This is a genomic window from Paenibacillus sp. FSL F4-0122, assembly GCF_038002845.1.
GTDB classification, from domain to species: domain Bacteria; phylum Bacillota; class Bacilli; order Paenibacillales; family Paenibacillaceae; genus Paenibacillus_AQ; species Paenibacillus_AQ odorifer.
Genome location: NZ_JBBODI010000001.1, coordinates 749,517 through 770,633 on the forward strand (window position 1 = coordinate 749,517; position 21,117 = coordinate 770,633).

General features: G+C 42.0%; 19 protein-coding genes. 3 read left to right on the forward strand and 16 right to left on the reverse strand.

All coding sequences use genetic code 11. From position 1 onward, the window contains the following. Positions 1-52 precede the first annotated feature (52 nt). From MHH49_RS03050 to MHH49_RS03110, 13 genes are all read right to left on the reverse strand, one after another. A complete protein-coding gene (locus MHH49_RS03050) occupies positions 53-712 on the reverse strand; it encodes a response regulator transcription factor (protein WP_038574204.1) in 660 nt (219 codons plus the stop codon). 15 nt (positions 713-727) lie between these two features. Further along, on the reverse strand, positions 728-1,489 hold the full coding sequence (locus tag MHH49_RS03055; protein ID WP_038569276.1) for a lantibiotic immunity ABC transporter MutG family permease subunit: 762 nt from the start codon (positions 1,487-1,489) through the stop codon (positions 728-730). 2 nt (positions 1,490-1,491) lie between these two features. After that, positions 1,492-2,238: a lantibiotic immunity ABC transporter MutE/EpiE family permease subunit gene (locus tag MHH49_RS03060; RefSeq protein WP_036675878.1), complete on the reverse strand. Its 747-nt coding sequence runs from the start codon at positions 2,236-2,238 to the stop codon at positions 1,492-1,494. Then, the gene (locus tag MHH49_RS03065; protein WP_076099520.1) at positions 2,235-2,945 is read right to left on the reverse strand and encodes a lantibiotic protection ABC transporter ATP-binding protein; all 711 of its coding nucleotides are present in this window, start codon (positions 2,943-2,945) and stop codon (positions 2,235-2,237) included. The genes MHH49_RS03060 and MHH49_RS03065 overlap by 4 nt, the downstream gene beginning before the upstream one ends. Positions 2,946-3,133: 188 nt before the next feature. Beyond that, complete coding sequence (locus tag MHH49_RS03070; RefSeq protein WP_341137873.1) at positions 3,134-6,205, reverse strand: glycoside hydrolase family 2 TIM barrel-domain containing protein; 3,072 nt, start codon at positions 6,203-6,205, stop codon at positions 3,134-3,136. Between the two features lie 37 nt (positions 6,206-6,242). Next, complete coding sequence (locus MHH49_RS03075; RefSeq protein WP_341137874.1) at positions 6,243-7,064, reverse strand: carbohydrate ABC transporter permease; 822 nt, start codon at positions 7,062-7,064, stop codon at positions 6,243-6,245. Next, positions 7,064-7,876, reverse strand: coding sequence for a carbohydrate ABC transporter permease (locus tag MHH49_RS03080; RefSeq protein ID WP_341138769.1), 813 nt, complete (start codon positions 7,874-7,876; stop codon positions 7,064-7,066). Before MHH49_RS03080 ends, MHH49_RS03075 begins: the two co-directional genes overlap by 1 nt. A 228-nt stretch (positions 7,877-8,104) precedes the next feature. Continuing rightward, positions 8,105-9,406, reverse strand: coding sequence for an ABC transporter substrate-binding protein (locus MHH49_RS03085; protein WP_036675885.1), 1,302 nt, complete (start codon positions 9,404-9,406; stop codon positions 8,105-8,107). A gap of 184 nt (positions 9,407-9,590) precedes the next feature. Further along, positions 9,591-11,381, reverse strand: coding sequence for a sensor histidine kinase (locus tag MHH49_RS03090; protein WP_076099517.1), 1,791 nt, complete (start codon positions 11,379-11,381; stop codon positions 9,591-9,593). Beyond that, positions 11,378-12,937: a response regulator transcription factor gene (locus tag MHH49_RS03095; RefSeq protein ID WP_036675962.1), complete on the reverse strand. Its 1,560-nt coding sequence runs from the start codon at positions 12,935-12,937 to the stop codon at positions 11,378-11,380. Before MHH49_RS03095 ends, MHH49_RS03090 begins: the two co-directional genes overlap by 4 nt. A gap of 287 nt (positions 12,938-13,224) precedes the next feature. Next, positions 13,225-13,455, reverse strand: a complete 231-nt coding sequence (locus MHH49_RS03100; RefSeq protein ID WP_036675888.1) for a hypothetical protein — start codon at positions 13,453-13,455, stop codon at positions 13,225-13,227. Between the two features lie 6 nt (positions 13,456-13,461). Next, entirely contained in the window at positions 13,462-14,685 is a 1,224-nt protein-coding gene (locus MHH49_RS03105) for a Ger(x)C family spore germination protein (protein WP_038569271.1), read from the reverse strand. After that, positions 14,682-16,196, reverse strand: coding sequence for a spore germination protein (locus tag MHH49_RS03110; protein WP_076099516.1), 1,515 nt, complete (start codon positions 16,194-16,196; stop codon positions 14,682-14,684). Before MHH49_RS03110 ends, MHH49_RS03105 begins: the two co-directional genes overlap by 4 nt. 145 nt (positions 16,197-16,341) lie before the next feature. Here MHH49_RS03110 and MHH49_RS03115 point away from each other — a divergent pair, with 145 nt between their 5' ends. Further along, complete coding sequence (locus MHH49_RS03115) at positions 16,342-17,445, forward strand: GerAB/ArcD/ProY family transporter (protein WP_038569268.1); 1,104 nt, start codon at positions 16,342-16,344, stop codon at positions 17,443-17,445. A 556-nt stretch (positions 17,446-18,001) separates the two neighbouring features. On the opposite strand, the gene MHH49_RS03120 is transcribed toward MHH49_RS03115, so the two are convergent. Beyond that, positions 18,002-18,415, reverse strand: a complete 414-nt coding sequence (locus MHH49_RS03120; protein ID WP_076273979.1) for a zinc ribbon domain-containing protein — start codon at positions 18,413-18,415, stop codon at positions 18,002-18,004. A 286-nt stretch (positions 18,416-18,701) separates the two neighbouring features. Between MHH49_RS03120 and MHH49_RS03125 the strand changes: the two genes are divergently transcribed. Together MHH49_RS03125 and MHH49_RS03130 are read left to right on the forward strand one after the other, a co-directional pair. After that, positions 18,702-18,920: a PspC domain-containing protein gene (locus MHH49_RS03125; RefSeq protein WP_038569266.1), complete on the forward strand. Its 219-nt coding sequence runs from the start codon at positions 18,702-18,704 to the stop codon at positions 18,918-18,920. 59 nt (positions 18,921-18,979) lie between these two features. Next, positions 18,980-19,672 carry a PspA/IM30 family protein gene (locus MHH49_RS03130; protein ID WP_076099515.1) on the forward strand — a complete coding sequence of 231 codons (693 nt, stop codon included), beginning with the start codon at positions 18,980-18,982 and terminating at the stop codon, positions 19,670-19,672. A gap of 28 nt (positions 19,673-19,700) precedes the next feature. Here MHH49_RS03130 and MHH49_RS03135 read toward each other — a convergent pair whose 3' ends face one another. Continuing rightward, positions 19,701-20,411: a DNA alkylation repair protein gene (locus MHH49_RS03135; RefSeq protein ID WP_341137875.1), complete on the reverse strand. Its 711-nt coding sequence runs from the start codon at positions 20,409-20,411 to the stop codon at positions 19,701-19,703. Positions 20,412-20,433: 22 nt separating this feature from the next. Continuing rightward, positions 20,434-21,051, reverse strand: a complete 618-nt coding sequence (locus MHH49_RS03140; protein WP_341137876.1) for a DNA-3-methyladenine glycosylase family protein — start codon at positions 21,049-21,051, stop codon at positions 20,434-20,436. Between the last annotated feature and the right edge of the window lie 66 nt (positions 21,052-21,117).

Sequence of the window (21,117 nt, forward strand, 5' to 3'; positions counted from 1 at the left end):
GCACCTAATGATAATAAATATTGAATGAAGACTGTACGGAGCCGTATTCGTTTCACACCCATTTGTAACCTATCCCCCAAACGGTTTCAATCGGTGAAACCTCCCTCGCACTCAGCTTACTGCGGATATTTTTTACATGTTCTGTAATAGTTGAGCTATCGCTTTCTCTGTCATAGCCATAAACCGATTCATAAATTTGTTCTTTGGAAAAAACCTGACCTTTATTTCTAGCAAGAAATTCACATATCTGATATTCACTTTTAGTGAGATTTATTTTCTCTTTATCAATAGAAACCTCCTTTGCCGAGAGATTGAATTTCACTCCAGATGCGCTTAACATATGATTTTTCCCTCGATCCTCACGCCGCAAATGAGCGTTAACCCGAGCCTTCAACTCGCCTGCGCGAAAAGGCTTCACGATATAGTCATCTGCCCCTACACTAAGTCCAAACATAATATCTGTCTCCATTGATTTAGCTGTAAGAAACAGAATCGGACAGTCTACGATATCCCTGATTTGAGTACAGAGCTCAAAACCATCGATATCTGGCATCATCACGTCCAATAGGATTAAATCAAATGTCGAGTACTCGTTCAAAGGCATATGTCGTGCACTTGTTTTTACCGTAACCCTATGGTGATCTTTGCTAAGAATATTATTTACTAGCGCCAAAATATCAGGTTCATCATCTATTATTAAAATATTAGCCAGTGACCTCACTCCTATTTATTCATATGATTTCCTACCCTGAAAGTAATGAAACCATGTCAAGCCTAACATTGCCATTATCATTGTACTAATAAGTATAGCAGGTACGGAATGAAGAAGTTGCAGCTTCAATACTTCCGTTTCAATGAACCCGTTGGGTTGTGCATAAAACAAGGGAAGTTGAATCATCCGCATCGACCAGGCCCACGGTATGTATAACCACACTTTATCTCCTACAATGGTTCCACCTACGATGGCTGCAATTAGCGTACCTGCACTACCCACCGTTAGAGAAAGTCCCAAACCTCCAGCATAACTTAAGATGAGATGAAAGATCATTAAGATTAGAGCAGTGCCTACTACCCAACAAGCTCCTTGCCAGAATATTAGATATTGTATCTGCTCTATATGCAAAATTTGTTTCATGCCCAGTATTAGAATTGATGTTGAACCGAATACGATCCATATCATCGCCAAGATTATGAACCCGAGTTTTCTTATATAACACTTCGGACGTGAAAGAGCACTTAATAGATTATAGAATCCCCCTGCCCCCTCCTCTAAACCACTCATTAAAGCAGAGAATAATCCTATCCCAACAGGCAACCCAAAGGCTATTAATGAAAAATAACCATCATAGATGTGAAACTGATCCGCACGCTGTGAAAAATACCAAAGTACCATCATCGGATATAGAACAGGAACAAGGAATATCAACCAACGAATTGCAGTGTGCTTAGTCATCAACCATTCAGCTTGTAATAGCCGGAGTATCACCATCTCTATCGCACCTCTCTTCTACTAAACCAGCAGCTAGTTAAGGTGAGGGTTACCAAAAAGAATACAAGCGACACCACAATTCCAGGTAAAATAACCGAAGAGTCTCTTAGAGCATCCTGTGCTGAAAGAGCCACACCATTTGGACGTACACCAACAATGGGACACATTAACCTTAAAGCCCAACTCCACGGAACATAAATCCATGAAGGTTGATCCGCTGCTAGTACACTCACAATCATCCCAAACAGACCTGCAAGAATAGATACTACAGACCCAAATTGTTCAGCTAAGAATAGATAGATTGGAATCATCCCCAAAGAGGTCAACCAAACAACCATAGCGGCTGTTGTAATTTCAGATAAGGGTGCTGCACCCAAAGGAAACAAAAGACCAGATAGGTACATTACTGCAATAAGGAGCAGCGAAGACAACAGCAAATAATATGACACCACAATAATTTTACTGAGCCAAAGTTTAACGATGCTAATTCCGTGACTGCTTAAGCTGCGGTATCCTCCAGCCTTACGATCCTTGTTATTCGATAGTGTAGACAACAAAGCAGATCCTATGGTCATGAATAACAGCGGCCACCAATTAAAGACCATTTCCATAAAATAGTGGTCTTCAGTTTGCAGGTTCTGTTGTGTGAAAAATGAAAATAGAAGAAAAAACAGTGGCACCACGACAATCAATTTTCGCGAAAATGTTCGTTTGAATTTAATATTTTCGGATAAAAGATAGTGGATCATCTGGTTACCTCCTGTCTGTTCCGACTCACGACTTCCATGAACAATTTCTCCAAATCATCACCAGGAAATATTGCATTCTGATACCCTAGAACACCATTACTAATGATTCCAATATGATCGGCAATTTGCTCCACCTCATGAAGAATATGACTCGATAAAATAACTGTAATCCCTTGTGCAGGAAATGAGCGTATAAGCTTACGTAATTCCTGAATTCCAATCGGGTCAAGCCCATTTGTCGGTTCATCCAGAATCAAGAGTCTAGGTTGATTTAACAAGGCGATCGCAATCCCGAGACGTTGCTTCATGCCCATAGAGAATTGTCCCGCTCTTTTTTTGCCTGTTGTTGTTAAATCAACAATTTCAAGAACTTCCCGAATCCGAGAATCCGGTAAGTTTAATATTGTCGTGTGTACCCTCAAATTTTGGACAGCAGTCAGATTCCCATAAAGTGGCGGGGACTCAATCAGCGCTCCAATGTGTAGTAAATCCTTACGTGTCCATGGATGACCGTCAAATAAAATTTGTCCTGACGTCGCTCGAAGTATTCCTGTTATCATTTTTAGAGTCGTCGATTTACCTGCGCCGTTTGGGCCTAACAGTCCATAAATCGAATTAGTTTTTACGGTTATGCTAATATCGTTAACCGCACGCTGCCCCCTGAAACTCTTGGATAAATTATTAGTTTGTAAAATATACTCTCCCATCCTATATCATCCTCTCATTTGCTATAAGTTGATCATATATAGCAAATCTAAGGACTTTATAAGGTTTTACTGAGCTCAAATTATACGGAATTATAACGAGCATAAAAAAGCTCGGTTCAAATTTAACGTTGAACCGAGCCTGTTGAATTTTTATCATCTAATACATGACTTCAAATATTGCAAAAAAATCATGCTCTGCGAATTGTAAATTCAAAATCCATATCTAAGGATGGATTGATTTGATATTCATCAAGAACTGGAGCTCCCCAGCTGTCATCCCCGCCTACACCCATTTGACGTCCAGCAATGGTAACAACGGTATAGTGAACGTTCGGCAGCTCATAATGATGTGTCGCATTCTCCAGCTCCATTGCCGAGTAAGGCGAGATATTGGCTTCAACAGGGGCTGTAGCTGGTGCCGATATTATAATGCCTTGGCCATAATCGTTCTTTATGGATACTTCGCGTACACCTGTGCGGTTGCCCGATTCCTGAGGTACCAAATAGGACGACACATTGTCCACCGCATGATTCTGGAAGCGACACAATCTCGCCCCACACGCACGGTCGATATAATTTTCTTCCGGCCCATTTGCATACCAATCCAGCTGGTGATAATCCGCTGGCACCTTAAAGCTTAAAGCGAAGATCGGAAGCTTTGGTAAACCCGCTGCTCCATGGTAGCTTGATTTCACCTTTATGCTTCCATCGGAGAACACGGTGTAAGTTACACTTACACGTACCGCCTCTGATACACTAATCTTATACACGTAAGTCACCGTCGCACGGTCTTTCTCCTCCACGAGCTCGAAGCTTAACGTTCTACGGGTCAAGCTTGCTGCATACCAAGGGGAAGAGTCGAAATGCATTCCTGCCCCCTTGTCATTGTCGGTCATTGCTCTCCAGAAGAGCGGTGCCGGCGGTGAAGAGATCATTTCCTGTCCTGAATATTTAACAGAAATTAATGTACCCGCCTGCTTTGAGAACATTACGGAGAAGTCACGACCATGTACACCAATATTCACATCTCCTTCAACCACGCGAAAATCATTCACGACAGATGTTATCTTAGCATCTGTTAAAGACTCCTCGGCTGACGTATTGGCCACTTGAAAAACATGCTGGCCAAAAGCGATTTCATAACCGCTATTCGCCCATAATGAATCTTCCTTCAGGACAAGTGCAACATCCAAGCTATACTCGCCAGGCTGATTCTTAATATCAGGTAGATCAACTTCTACATATTTTTCCTCGCCCGGATTAACCTGTGCGAATACTGTTCCACGCTGGATGACCCTACCCTCATAGTTCAGAGCGTATTGTAATTCATAAGCATCCAAGCCCACAAATAAGTTTTCATTTCTGATTGTAAAACCTTGACTATCCGGGAGCAGCTTGACGTTCTGATACAGGAATTTCACTTCCTGCATTTTTGGCGACCATCTCCGATCCGCATACACAATTCCGTTACCGGAGAAGTTGTAATCGGTTGAACGGTCATCGAAGTCTCCTCCATAAGCCATGAAGGGCTTACCGTATCGATCATTTTTCACAATCACCTGATCCATATAATCCCAGATAAATCCACCCTGATACATGGGATACTTTTGCTCTAGCTCTGTGTATTTATGCAATCCCCCGACGGAATTGCCCATCGCATGCATGTATTCACAGCTAATATATGGCTTTAACGGATCTTCTGTTAAATACCTTTCGATATCTGCCGCTTTCGCATACATGCGGCTTTCCATATCGCTCGAATCATCATATTCACGGTTATGGAACACCCCTTCATAATGAACCAAACGAGTAGGATCCTTCTCTCGAAAATAATTGGCTACGTTCAGAATTACTTCTCCTGCAAAAGATTCGTTCCCACAGGACCAAATTAGAATGGAGGGATGGTTTTTGTCTCTCTCTACCATGGAAATCGCACGATCCATCACGATATCCTGCCATTCAGGCTTGTTGCCGGGGATGTTCCAAGACGGCTCAACTGCCCCCATTTTCTGCCATGATCCATGCGACTCTAAATTCATCTCGTCAATGACATAGACTCCGTATTCATCACACAACTCATACCAGAGTGTCATATTCGGATAGTGCGAGGTCCGCACAGCGTTGATGTTCGCCTGCTTTAAGGTTTTTATATCCCACAGCATATCTTCTTTTGTAATGCTGCGTCCAAAGCGCGGATTAAACTCATGTCGGTTGACGCCTTTAAATACAATACGTTTGCCGTTTAAGTGCATAATCTTATCCATCATTTCGAATTTCCGAAAACCAATTTTTTGCGGCACAACTTCCACAAGATCCCCGGAGGCGTTGTAAACAGAGACGTAAAGGGTATACAGATTTGGAGCTTCTGCGCTCCACAGCTGCACCTTTGTTGCCGCAAGCGTAAGCGAAAGAGAATCTCCTGAAACTTCACTTTCACCACTAGCCACAAGATTACCTGCTCTATCCTTAAGCTCAAGGCATACTTTTGAAGCAGACTTACCTATCAATTGCAGGACAGCCGTCAGCGTTCCTTGCTCAAACTTTTCATCCAAATCGGTTTGAACGTGGAGATCCCGCACATGAACATCCGGCACGGTATATAGATACACCTCACGAAAGATTCCCGAAAAGCGCCAGAAGTCCTGATCCTCCAACCAACTCCCCGTGCTGCGCTGATAGACTTCGACCGCCAGCTTATTTTCGCCTTCCGTCAAGTATGATGTTAAATCAAATTCACTCGGTGTAAAGCTATCTTCGCTATAGCCAACAAATTCCCCGTTTAGCCATATATAAAAAGCCGATTCAACTCCTTGAAAAGATATATACACCGGACGTTGCTCCCAGCCCGCAGGAACTTCAAAATATTTGACATAGCTGCCTACAGGATTGTGGTCCTCAGAGATCATCGGAGGTCTAAGATGCTCATGACCGTCCCATGGATACATCGTATTCACGTACTGTGGCTGCCCATAACCCTGAAGTTGGATATGACCGGGAACTTTAATATCCTTCCAGCCTCTGCAAGACACGTCCTCCTTATAAAATTGAACCTGTCGTTCCATGGCATTTTGGGCATAGCTAAATTTCCAGCTGCCGTTCAGGCTGTGGCGCCAGGGCATTTCTCCAAGCGCTTCGGCTTCATTTTTCGTTTGGTAATATCGATGGTCAGAATGCGCGTGCACTCTGCCTATTGCATAAATGGAAGGGTCTGATAACCATTCCAGACTTGGAGTGAGGTTTCGTTCAACCTGCTGCTTCATCTATATTTCCTCCTCTATTCATAACATGATCGCTAACTTATTTAACCGAACCCGTCATCCCAGCTACAAATTGCTTTTGCATCATGAAAAACACTAGTGCTGTCGGCAAGGTCGTAATGACAATCGCAGACATGATCAGACCATAGTCAGGGGCATAACCTGAGCCTAGATTCGAGATAAGAAGGGGCACAGTCATATTTTCTGGTGATTGCAATACGATCAAAGGCCACAGATAATTGTTCCAGCTGTTTAAAAATGTGATAATCGCAGCAGCGGCGTAAGTTGATTTCATCGTTGGCATATAAATGCGGAAGAACAATCCAAATTCCGAAAGACCATCGATGCGCCCAGCCTCCATCATATCCTTAGGAAACATTTTTGTACTTTGACGAAAGAAGAAAATTAGGAATGCTGTTGTAAATGTCGGAAGGATGACTGCCGATGCTGTATCGATACCCAGAAAAGGCACTACACTCGATACTTTTGCGAACATTTGAAATAGAGGTACCATGATCGCCGCAAATGGAATCATCATTGAAGCAAGCAAAATATTGAATACGATATCTTTACTCCGGCTACGGTACATTTCAAAACCATACCCAGCCGCCGATGCTACTAGCAGTGAAAGCACAGTAGTCACCACAGAGATTTTTGCTGAGTTCCAGAGAGCCTGCCACATATCCACTGAACTAAATAGATTGTTTATATTTTTCACTAAATGTGCACCCGGCAACAATGTCCCTTTGGTTACATCAACCGACTGGTTCGTGGCGCTTATAACCATCCAGATAAATGGAAAGATAGAGATCAGCGCAGCGATGACTAGAAATACATAAGTAAACATGCGTTTGGTTTTCATTATCTCTTATCCCCTCCTACTTTGTTCTGAATAAGCGTCAGAATGAGCACCATTACAACAATCGAATAGGAGACGGTTGCAGCGTAACCAAAGTTAGGCGTGTATTCAAAAGAAAGGTTATAAATATATTGGGAAATCGACATGGTTGCATTGCCGGGTCCACCTTTCGTGATGTTAACCACCTCGTCAAACAACTGAAGTGTTCCAATGGTCGATGTTATCGTCGTGAACAAGATAATCGGCTTCAATAGGGGAATTGTAATTTTGAAAAATTGTGTAAATGCACTCGCTCCATCTATATGAGCAGCCTCATATATTGATTTGTCGACATTTTGCAGTGAGGACAAATAGAAAATCATATTATAGCCAGTAAAGCGCCAAGTGATAGCGATAATGATAGTAACTTTGGCCCAGAAGGGATCGGTAATCCATTGAATCGGTTCGCTGATTAGATGCAGATTCACCAGAAATTTATTGACGATACCTTCGGCTCCAAACATGTACTTGAAAACAACGGAGTACGCTACAAGTGAAGTTACCGTTGGCAGAAATATGGCCGTTCTGAAAAATCCTTTGAATTTCAATCTTTCGTCATTCAGCAGCACAGCTATAAAAAGTGCCAGTACCAGCATAACTGGGACCTGAATAATCAAGTAAATAAAAGTGTTTTTGACGGCTGTAAGGAAAGTGGTGTCGCTAAACAGACGAATATAGTTATCAAGGCCGGTAAACTGAAGATTGTTGCCTCTGCCTGTCTTGAAGGATAGAATTAAGGCTTGAATCATTGGATAAAAATAGAAAATACTGATCATAATGACCGGCACAAGAACGAATAACCAGCCTGTCAGATGGATTTGCCGTTGACCTTTAGTGCTCTTATGTCTTTGAGGGCTTAGCCCTGGCTTTACAGTTTCCACTCCACTCCACACCCTTCTGTCTGATAAATTAGAGATGAAAGCCCCTGCTACCCATCCTTCTGTAGAAATCCAATTTACAGGAGAAGAAGAAGCAAGGGCCTAGATTGTACAGCCTAAGTGTGATTAGCGAACTTGGGTATCTGCTTGCTTCTGGGCATCCTTCAGAACAGTATCTACATCTTTTCCACCAAGATAAGATTGCACTGCTACAACCATAATGTCCTCTATTGCGTAAGTGTTCATGCCATAGTTGACGTTAGGAATTTGTTCGGTCCAAGCCGCAAAATCGGATACGACCTTTTGACCTTTGAAAAATTCATCCGCAGCTGAATAAGCTTCTCCGCTTGCCGCAGCTTTTAAAGTGCCGATAACACCAACTTTTGTATTTAACGTCTGATACAATTCCGCATCAGAAGCAAATGTTTTTGCAAGGAACTCCGCAGCAGCTTCTTTACCATCTACATTCATTACATACCAGGAGCTGCCCCCAAGGTTGGATGCATGGACGGAGCCTGCTGTGGCTGCCAGCTTAGGAAGTGGAGCTACTGCCCACTTACCGGATTGGGAAGCTTCGGCTTTAATTGAAGGTGTAATCCAGTTACCCGTTGGCACAGTAGCCACTTCACCACTATTGAATGCGCCTACAAATTGACTCCAGTCTGAGTTAACTTTCACGATGCCGGAATCCATCATTTCTTTGTACAATACAAGCGCCTCTTTCAAAGCAGCGTTGTCTGCAATGGTCGGAGTTTGACCGTCTTCACCCGTATACCATGCACCCGCCGATTGAATCATGACCCGGATAAGTCCAAGATCATTGGGATCCAGTGTGATCATGCTTTTGCCGGTTTTTTCTTTTACAGCTTTACCGATCTCGATATATTGCTTCCAGTCGATATCCTGTAGTGCATCCAGGCTATAGCCTGCTTGCTCAAGATAGTCTGTACGTACATACATTCCAGTTACACCAGAATCAAACGGAACACCATATTGCTTGCCGTCAACACTGGTCGGGCCAATTTTGTAATCCGCAAAATCAGCAGCTTTTACAACATCCGTCAATTCATAAAAGGAATCCGGATACGCTTGCAAAAAGCTTTGCGCACGGTAATCCTCAATCAATACAATGTTAGGAAGACCCTTCGTAGATCCAGAGTTCAGTCCTGTGTTCAGCTTTTGCACGATATCAGCCTGCGCGTTCTCAACGACGTTTACCGTTACGTCTGGATTGACTTTCGCATAAGCTTCTTTAGCAACATTCATGGCTGCAATGTTAAACGCTGGGTCCCAAGCCCAAACTGTGATCTCTTGTGGCTTGCTGCTACCTTCGCTTCCGGAGTTGCTCGTTTCGTTTTTCGTTCCACCTGAGGAACATGCCGAAAGTAGAACCACACTAGCCAGCATTACGGATAATAATTTTTTCACTTCGTAACCCCCTTGATAATCTGTAAAATAATAAAGATGGAAGCGTTTTCTCTGCTACGCTTCCATCTTATCATTTTGTATTCGCTTTCTTTGGCAGTATCTTTGTTAGCTTTGGTGTTATTATTGGATTCTATTTTTACTCTAAGATCGACTATGGTACTATTTTTAGGTTCTTGTAAAAATTTTAGCTTTTTAACAATGGAAGCGTAATTATGATCTTCGTACCTTCATTTCGTTTGCTTGTAATGTTAATACCATAGCGCTCTCCGTACAACAATTTGATTCTGTCATCAACATTCCGTATACCGATCCCGGAGAATAATTGGCGTTTGTGCTTCGAGGCTGGCAGCTGTTCTTCTTTCATCAAATTCGGATCAAGGTCCATCCCATCACCATTATCTACAACTTCGCATACAAGCTGATCTTCCTGAACGGCGATCATGATCAGAATTCTTCCCTCATCTTTAAGATTGAATGCATGAAAGAACGCGTTTTCGATAAAAGGCTGCAGAATTAGCTTTGGCATATGATAATCCAAGCTTTCAGGCTCCACAAAATAATTCACGCGAATCTTTTCACCGTACCTTACATGATTGATATACACATAATGCTTCAGCGATTCTAATTCCTGACTAACAGGTATAGTGGATTGAATATCACTGACAGTGTTTTGCAGGAGTGAGATTAGCGAATTTATTGTTCCAGCTGCTTTTTCCTTGTTGCCCTGTTGCACCAGAAATTTGATAGAAGCCAGCGTATTATATAAAAAATGTGGATTGATCTGCATTTGAAGGGCGGCCAGCTCCGCATTACGCTGCTGCTTCTGGGTCTCCATCAACCGATCAACATAATCATGTAGGGAATCAAGCATAAAATTAAAGGCATTTCCTAGCTCCTTAACTTCATAACTACTAGTGGCGACATCCACATGATTATCAAATCCCCCCTTAGGAATACTCGACATCTGTTCAACGAGTACACGCAGGGACTTCGTCATTTTCCTGGTAATTAAAAATACAATAATAAGCGAAATGGCTACGATAGCCATGATCGTCAACGACACTGCTTTAGCATTTACCATCTGACCCGTTACAGCTTTCTTATCGATCAGATTCACCAAATAAACATCAAATTCAGGCAAGTATTCCGAGAATACTACCCGTTCATTCCCCATCACATAGACAGATTCTCCATTGTCTCCTGTGCTCTGTTCATCAACTACTTCTTGAAGCAGCTGTTGATCGGTCAGCCCAATCAGCTCTGTCCTGTTGCTGGATACAATTTGCCCTTTTGCATTCAGCAAAACAACATCATTACCTTCACTCGTAAAATTGGCATAGAAGGCCTTAAAATCGCTATCACGAATTGCAATGTACATAGTGCCATAGATACGGCCGGTCGAATGATCAAATAGAGCTTTAGAAGCCACTAACAGGATCTCTTTCTTTTTGGTTTGACCATCCTCTTTTTGATAAAGTTGGTACAGAATTTGCTGTGGATGGGCCACTGTCGCTTTCGTAATCGGGTGGTTCTTCAGTTCATCAGCAGTAGCAGACCAATACCAAGGATCGGTTGAATAACTTCTGCCATTCGCACCTACAATCATAATACCCACATCAAAGGCACTCAGGTTGGAGCGGACTGCCCGCATGCTTTCTGTCATCTGGTAGGTTTTGATAGCGAGTGTCAATGAATCCGTCTCTCCCCCGGACAAATAGCTGCGGATGGCACCTTTCTGAGCTGTCATTGTAGCACCCGTAGCTACAACGTTGTTGTAGGACTCCAAGTTTGTCTTCATCTGATTTAGTAGTTTGCCATTCGTTATGCTGAAGGTCTTTAAGAATAAATTTTCTGACATACGGATGGTAATAGACAAAGTCAGCAGGGATACAGCAACAATGCTTATGAGGGTCACAAGAAAAAGCTTGAGAAATAGGCCCTGCTTTCTAATCTTGTTAATGATAGTTCCAATCATGGTCGCTCTACGTCCCGTCTTCGGTACTGGCTCGGAGAAATACCAGCCTGTTTCTTAAACACTTTAGTGAAATAACTCTGATCCGAATAGCCCACACTAGCGCTAATATCAGAAATTGTTTTTTCCGTTGTCACGAGTAACTCCATGGCTTTCTCCAAACGGACTTTGTTCAGATATTCATTAAATCCTTCACCATTCTGAGCTGTGAAATGGCTCGATAAATAAGAAGCGTTGAAATGAAACTGCCGCGCAACCCCAGTCAACGTGATGGGATCAGCGTAATGATCCTGAATGTATTCAAGCAAGCGGGTCATATTTGGATTGATCGTTAGGTTCGTCTCACCAATCGCACGTTCAGCTTCGCGAATAAAAGCTTCAGCAACAGCGATTGCATCTCCGGCATACATCGCTTCATCTATTTTTCGAAAGAAGTCGTATTTGGATTCCTCCAAGCCTCCGGTCTCATACTTCATTTTTCCAAGTGTGGTCGCTACGTTAAATATAAAATTCCCCAATAACGATTTGAATTCGAAAATATCGGTCCGATAATCCATCGAACGGAGATGAACATATTCCAGAAATCCAGTGAATGCCTTCTGGTATTGCTTACGTTTCAGTTGTTCCATTAATTCGCCCATATCATATTCCTGATATGCACTCGGAAGGCTGGGCAAATGATCATTTTCAATTAAGCTTCGATCCGGCAAGTAGAAACTGTATCGTGTAAGCTTTAAATAATTGTCTCGATAAATCTCCCCCAGCTTATTAAAATCCGTAAAGCTTTGACTGATAACGAAATGTGTTTCTCTCGCCCAATGGTCCATCTCCGAGACTAGATATCGGAGCTCTATAACAAGCTCGTCCCACTGTTCCGGCTTTGCATTAAGCAAATATATAACCGAATCATTGACAAACTTCAGCCGAATAAACACTGTATCGCCCAAAGGGAGCTTACTAAGCCCTTTTTCTATTTTTTGTGTGAAAGTTAACCTATCCCCAGAATCTTTAATATGTTTCATATCCGCTCCGAAAAACGCGAATAGTGTGTGTGGAAACTTTGCATGAAGCAAAGCAGACTCAAGCCCAGACTCATATCCGGTCATAAGCTTCTCGATAACTAGCAAAACTTGCTTTTCCCCAGGATCCTTTCCTTGATCGGTCATCTCCATCCCTACCAATTTAGCAGTGGTTTTATTTAGGATGGTTAACAGATAATCAGCTTCCAACTTTGGCTTCAGAATGTAGTCCGCTACACCACTTTGAAATGTGGATCGGACATAATCATATTCACTGAAACTACTTAAGACGATTACTTCAATATGAGGGTATTTCTCCTTAACGATCTTGACCAGTTTCTCCCCGCCCATTATTGGCATAACAATATCTGTAATGATCACATGAGGATTAACCTCATCCATCATATTTAGTGCTTCAAGACCGTTAGCAGCCTCACCAACAATTCGATACCCTTCATTTTCCCAATCCAAAAGATGTTTGATTCCTTGTCTTACAAGCATCTCATCATCAACAATCATAATTTTGAATATTGGTTTCATTTCTTCCCCCTTGCAGCCCTGAGAATGATTATGCCTTTTTCCTTGAATTGAAAATCTCTTTGTAACCGTTTTCTTTTTATTCGTTAGTATACAATACATCCAACAAGGAGCAAGCTCCTATACAAGTAAAGCCGTAAGCTTACTTAAAAATTGTTCATTCCAAATAATATGCCCCACCGACAAATATGGTCAACCTCTCATTTTCATTCTATGAAATATTCTTAAGTTAAGGACAAGAACTTCTACATGATAAAACAAAAAAAGCCGCGATAATTGCAGCTTCATTGTTAATGAAACAATAAGCCAAATAAATTATTTATTGGCTTATAGATAAAGATAATAAGAAACAGCGGACTGGGGATGTTCAATTTTAACAACGAGCAGAAGGTCGCGCCAAGACCCAAAATCCAAAAAATAAAATATACGCTAAGATCACGCACTCGGCGCTTTCGCATTAATTTAGGCAAATCAAGTGCCATACAACCTACAGCAATCACCAAGAATAACAGTACTAGCATTTGACTTCACTCCTTGATTTTTTCAAGAAAAGAATTATCTGTGAGACCCACGCGGTTAATAACTGCTGAGGCTTTGTAATGGATGCGCAATGATTTAAGGTAATCGTCACCCTTTTGTTGCTGCAGCTTTGCCCAAGCTTTAGGGCTGGCATGGTAGATCGATTGTCCGAATCCCATAATATCAACATTGAAACGATCATTTACATGCTCCACAGTTTTTTGCATCCGCTCTATAATCCGCTCCTCTGTTTCCTTTTCCAAACGTTTTATAGTGCTTTCCGATTCCAAATTTTCTACACTTTGCACTTCTTCAATATTGCAAAGCGTCTTAACACTAAGGTAAATATGCGGCTCCCCATTAATGATTTTCACTTTGCGTTTAGTTGTAGCCTGGATCGCTTCGATTACTATGGGCTTTCCGTCTTCCCCTGCGATCGAGCCAGAATGTGCGGTTACCTTATCGTTGATATAATTGTAACCAATCGTTTCTCCCTCGTTTAGCCAACCGATCAACTTGTCTTTTTTGAACACAGCTACAGTATGGTATTCCAATCTTGCCTTAGGCATTGTTCGCTCTACATTGCTTTTGTCTTCTCCATCTTTGGGATCTCCTATAATTTTCACTCCGGTTAGCACAGGATTCTCACCTTCAGACAATAAATTCTCAATAAAATCATCCAGCGTGACAGCGACTGTTTTTGCTGAATCTTTATAAGAATTATCCAAAGAGCTAAATAATTTGTTCGCTGGTAATTTATCCATAGGTGTAAGGACATTCAAGACATTGCTGGCGGTTGTATCTCTGGCAACCATAACGTAGAAATCCATCCGGGGTTCCCGACTTCTTTTAAATACATCGAGTATCTCACCCACTCCGGTGCGGGCAAGCTCCTCCCCAATCACCAACACCCGGATATGACCGAGATAACTTGACCTAGAGCTATCCAGATTCAGCTTACGCAGCGCATCATAAAACGTAGGTACAGTAAATTTATATACAACCACTGGGACTCCACTGCCTCCCCCTCCTCCATTCGTTTGGGAGGAAATCGCAGATGGAATAACGACCTGCATCGAAACGGTATAACCTTTTTCTGCCTTGTCAATCCCTATCCCCAAGACAAAAGCTATCTCATTCAGCTCATTTCTTTCCCAACAGCCGCTTAGCACTAACGTAAATTGGAGAGCTATCATTAATCGAAGAACGCCTCTAACTAATTTTTTATTCATTTGGTTGGTTCCTTATCACTGGATGTGCTTTGACGAAACAGGTTCTGCGTCTTATTCTCAGCAGGCCTTGTCTTTAAAAACGGCCACGGAAAGCGAAAAATAGAGTCTTTTAAATCTTTGGAATTATACGGTCCGAGCGGACTCATATAAGGCATTCCGAAAGAACGCAGACTCGACAAATGCAATACGATGATGAAAATACCGAAGAGAATTCCATATAATCCGATAAATCCGGCCAAAGCTATAAGCACAAAACGGATCATCCGCGCAGCTATAGACATTCCTGTCTCCGGAATAACAAAACTAGAAATGGCTGTTAGCGATACAATAATGACCATTGCGGATGAAATAAAACCCGCTGCTACCGCGGCTTGTCCAATCACCAACGTTCCGACAATGGAAATCGCCTGACCAATATTTTTGGGTATCCGCACCCCGGCTTCCCGCAAAATCTCATAAGTCATTTCCATGATCAGCGCCTCAACAAAAGCAGGAAAAGGAACACTCTCCCGCTGGGCAGCTAAACTGATTACAAGATTGGTCGGTATCATCTCCTGGTGATAGGTAGTAATCGCAACATACAATGAAGGGGCAAGCAAAGTAATAAAAAATGAAATAAAACGAACTAATCTCAGCAATGTTCCAATATCAGCCCTTTGGTAATAATCCTCAGCTGACTGGAAAAATGCCACAAAAAATGTGGGCACCAGCAGTACAAAAGGAGTTCCATCAACAAGAATGGCCACTTTTCCTTCCAAAATACCCGCTGCAATCGTATCCGGACGATCACTGTTGTATACGGTAGGAAAAGGTGTAACTGCCGTCTCTTGAATAAACTCCTCAATATATCCACTCTCGAGAATACTGTCCGTATCTATTTTATTCAGACGGCGCTTTACCTCTTGCACCAGTTCCTTATTCGCGATGTTACTTAGATACATAATGGATACGCTGGTTTGAGTCACCCTTCCGATCTGAACGGTTTCCAGCCATAAATGGCTATCTTTGATTTTTCGCCGAACCAGTGCCGTATTCGTCCGTAAATTCTCAGTGAATCCTTCCATTGGACCCCGAACAACCGACTGTGAGCTAGGCTCCCCTACATTACGATCTTCCCAGCCTGGTAAGCCGATCCGCAGAGCGCTGGATAACCCGTCAAGCAGCAGCATTATATTACCGGACAATAAATGATGAATAAATTGGCTGTAATCGTCAATGACGGCTATATCGCCGGCTATTAATATCTGTTTCTTAATCATCTCAAACTTCCGCTCGGGAGAAAGCCCCCTCAGCTGTTCGTAAGGAATGTGTTCCTGCAAGGAATACAAAATTGAATTATGCAGCACCTGAGTATCCACAAGACCATCTATGTAAATCAAAGAAATATGAGTGTTCTCTTCTATCTGCAACTCTTTTATCACTACATCAGAGCTTTCACCCATCAATTGGTACAAATTAGCAATATTAACTTCCAACCGGCTTGATAATGTACCAATCTCCGTATCTTTCATGATGCAGCCTCCACTTCTCCATAGATAGATGAGTATAGTTTGATGTTAATTATGATAATTATTCCTTCGGATTAAAAAATCGGGATGGCATAATTCTGGTAACTACAACCATACTAAAACTAGTCCAATAAATTTGAGGGGGTATATGAGTTTGGAGAAAGATCGAATTAGTACCAATCAAATGATTATACTCGGGCTATTCACATTTATTGGGGATATGGCGCTTGTGTATCCGGCGTTAATGATATCAGGAGCGAAACAAGATGCATGGATTGCTGCTTTGATTAGTATTCCCTTGGGTCTAGTGACCATAAAACTGTTACTCTGCTTAGCAGACCTTGAACCCAACAAGAATATTATCGAGCTTAGCCTACAAATTTTAGGGAAATGGGTCGGAACTGCTGTGGCCTTATTCTATTTAGGGTTCTTCCTGATTGCTGCCTCCACCTACATAAGAGAAATTGAAGATTTCATGTGTACACAGATTTACGAGAAAACACCCGGTGGGGTTATTCGTTTCATGGCCATTTTCCTGCTGGTATATGGGGTACGACTTGGCCTAGAAACATTGGGCCGGGCAGCTCAGCTTTTTTTCCCTTTATTTGCAGTTTTTTTGATCGGTCTGCTGCTCCTGCTGACCCCCGATGTCAAAATGGAACGTTTATACCCCATCTTAAACACACCAGTACCGGACATGCTTCATACTTTGATGTATGGTGTTTTTTATCCTTTTGGCGAATTGTGCGTGTTTCTAATGATATATCCTTATGCTCAGAAAAATAGCAAAACAAGCCGCGATATTTTCATAGCCTTGATCATCGGAGCTCTGGGCCTTAACCTCATCTTATTGTTTTCCCTTACCGTTCTAGGTGTTTACGCTTCTGAACATCAATTTTATGCCGCTTATATTCTTGCTCAAAAAATTAATATTGCTAATTCTCTGCAACGTATTGAAGCGCTTATGGCTACAGCATGGATTATCAGCACGTACTTCAAAACAGCAGTTTATTACTATGCTTTAACCTTAGGTACAGCCCAATTATTTAAACTCAAAAGCCACCGTCCTCTGATCATACCTACTGGATTTTTGTTATTCGGTATGTCACAACTGATTGCCAAAGACATCATTTTCTACGTAAAGGAGATCCCCGCCTACTGGGTAGATTGGGATTTCACCTGTGCATTTGTTCTGCCGCTTATGTTGCTAATTGTGTATCAATTTAAGAAACGCCGTGCTTCTAAGGTTTAAACGACACTAGATTATAGACAAGTGAAATTAAGATTGTAGATACGAATCCCGCTTAAAGATCTAATTAAGCTCCGCTAAAATAATTGGGGAATTTCTCCCTGAAATTCTGGGATTTTCGTTCATTAGACTAATAATCAGGGAAAACCTCCCTAAATTTCAGCTGATTCGTTAGCAATTAAAGAAATTCCCCTTATTATTAGGGAGATATTCCCTAAATTCGTTCATTTAGAGCGAATATTGGTTATTTCCAGGGAGTTTTTCCCTAATTAGTTTTAGGCCGGCTTCGCACATTCATAAACGCAGACAACACAAACGGCCCCCGCATACTGCTTATCGCACCGTCCAATAGATATCGTCCCCAACAGGTATCACACAAAATGAATATTCCGCCGCCCAACCTAATGGCATAGAATACTTTGTGTGCGTAGCCCAGAGTCTATTGGCTACAGCAAGAATCCGCTTATAGCCTTTTTACTAAAAAGAAGCTGCCTCATAAGTAGTATTCACTACTTTTGAGACAGCCTCTTTATTCATAAGTTTCTTGTATGAAGTAAATCTATTCCTTCTTATCCAAAGACATCGACGATGGAGTTACATCAATGACAGGTTCTTTTGCCACTTCAAAAGTGGATCCGCAGGCCGGACAAAAGCGTGCCTCGATCGCCACATTCCCACCGCATGCTTTGCAATGCTTTACATCGGACAACTCAGCAATTTGCTGAAGGTTCGTCTCAATCTCAGCCTTCAATTCGAGAATACGATTGATATTAGTCTCGATTTGCTCACTTGGCAGTGGCCCTGCACCTTGAGTTACGGCTTCAAATAACAGTTTGCCCATAACCTGATACTGCTGGTCAATATCATTTTGCTTACCGTTATTTTGCAGCTTCAACCGGTTAATCTCCACCACTGTTTTTGCTTTATTCCCAGCCTCGCTTACCCCTGCTTTTACTTTGTTAAAAAAACTCATATTCAGCCCCCAATTCCGTAGTAGTCATATATAAGCATATTTCGACACCGCCAGAAGTATTCCTTTCTTTATTGTACCTAACTTCGTCCATGGTTTGTAGCCTATAACCGATTTACTAACCCTTTCCCCGCCTTCCTGCGGGAACGAACCTCGACTCAGGTCTGGTATACAAAACCGCCTCCAGGCCGTTTTTTCGCATGCAAAAAGACATTAGAATGAGTACATAAGCAAACGGGTTGCAGGATTCAATAACAATCACACCCATACGAGAGGAAGAAAACAATAAATGAAAAAATTATATCGTTCCCAAAGTGATCAGAAGATAAGTGGTTTGTGCGGAGGTCTTGCTCGTTGGTCTGGTATTGATGCTACAGTAATCCGTCTCGTTGCTGTTGCCGCAGCATTGTTCAGCTTCGGAACAGTACTTATCTTCTACGTCATCGCTAGTATCATCGTTCCTAAGGAACCTTTTAACAGCTTTTCAGATGGACATGATTTCTATTAATAAATCGTCGTTTAATACAAACTAACCCTAATCCAACCATAAAAAAGGAGAGATAGAACATGAGTCTATTAAAAAGAATTTCCACAATTACTAAAGCAGCCCTACACGAAGGTTTAAACAAATTAGAAAACCCGGTGTTGCTGACAGGTCAGTATTTACGTGATCTTGAAAATGATATCGCTAAGGCGGAACGCAATGAGCGTGATCTGCAAGTTACAGCAAGTGTGTTGGAACGCCGTAAGCAAGAATATACTCAGTTAGTAGAGCAAAGTGAAGCCGAAGCCGTTCAAGCAGTTGAACAAGGAAATGAAGAAAGAGCTCGTCTGGCACTCATAGCCAAGTTACGGTACGTAGAACAGTTGGAAGAGTCCATAAATAGCCAAGTACAAACTAAGCAATCCCTTGCAGAGCTTGAGATCAATATCGCTAGAGCAAAAGAAGAGCGTGAACATCTCAAAGCGAAAAGAACTGAACTTATCGCTCGCGCTCAACAAGCGACAGAAACACTCAACTCTGCTCCACGTTCTTCTACGAAAGGTCTAAATGTAGGATCAGCTTCACAAGGTTTCGAACGAATGGAAGAAAAGATTTTCGAGTGGGAAGCATTGGCGGAAAACTCCAAAAATAAATTCAATACAGGCACAGGAATAAGTCCTTCCATCGATCCTAACCTGCGTAGCGCCGTTGACATCGAAATCGAGCGAATCCGCAACCGTAAAACCAACACTGAAGTAAACACTGAGAAAAAATAAATAGGACAACAAGCCTCTTACTACTCAGCTATTGAGCTGAATAAGGGGCTTGTTTTTTACTTCTTTTCATCCCGCGAATCCATTTTTTCGTTTCTGGATCCACACGATAAGACTCAGTGATTTTCTGCAAAGCTTTGTTGTAAGTGAAATCATCTAAGCTGTTGTTTCTCAAATAACTCATCGTAGGCTCTGGCAATTTCACATAACAAATCGAAAGCGCCCAAGAAACCGCCATTTTTACATAATAGCCTTCATGACTGACCTTATCGAGCAATTGTAAAATCCGGCTGATATACGCCTCTTCAATAAAGAAATTAAGCATCATTACCACAGCAAAACGGATTTCATATTCTTGATCTGACAATAGGTAAGGCATTATAAACTCCCACACCCGTTCTTTATTCTTTACGGTAAACTTCAGGCCTGTGCAAAAGCTATCGCATACGGACCAGTTATCAATTCTGGGAATAAAGTCTGCGATATAACGTAGGATTTCTTCAAGATCTGTCTTCACGTAGCCAAGCACCATACCTTGCAGCATCACTTCTTCAAAATAATCTGTCTCGGCATGCTCCAAATAGGCTCTCCAATCACCCTTTGCAATGATTTTGGCAAGCTTGCGCAGTTCCGGTAGCCTGACGCCTATAACATTATCTATCGTCGGAATTAAGGCCGCAGAAAACTTCTGGTAGTCCACCTCTATCAAATTCAATAGCTGTTCTCTTATTGTTTTTTCCATAGTAGTACTCCTTACCCGTCCATTATTCAAATGAAATTTCCCATAAATATATAGAAGCCACAGAACCCAAAGGAGAATAGTTTAGCCGGTATTGTTCAAATTGATCTTTGGTAAGCTTATCAAGTCCATACAGCTTCATCATCCCCCGACGAATCGCAATATCTCCCCAACTGACCACATCCCGTCGTTCCATAGAATGGATTAACATCATTTCTGCCGTCCACTTGCCAATGCCCTTTAACGTCATAAGTTTTTGTATAACCTCTTGATCTGATAACCCAGGCAATTCCTCCAGCTTAAAATCACCCTGAGCGACCAAATTGGAAATCTCATGGATACATAGTGCCTTTTTCATCGTCATCCCACAGCTTTGAATCTCATCCGCCGTATGTAACGCTAACTGCTGCGGAGTGATGTCTCCGAACTGAGCCAACATTCTGTTCCAAATGGTCCGAACCGCTTTTACTGAAATAAGCTGTCCTACTATAGCATAGATAAGCGCAGTAAAAAGATCCGGTATAATTACACGTTCCACTCTGCCCATCCGTGCCATAGCTGTGCCAAGTACTGGATCCACACTTCGGAGATAATCTATGTCTTCTTGCCCATAATCAAAAAACTTAGTAATTACGCTGCTCAAAGTGTTTCCTCCCGTATCTGATAGTGATGACCCTAATCCTAATATACAATACCTATTTGGCAGTGT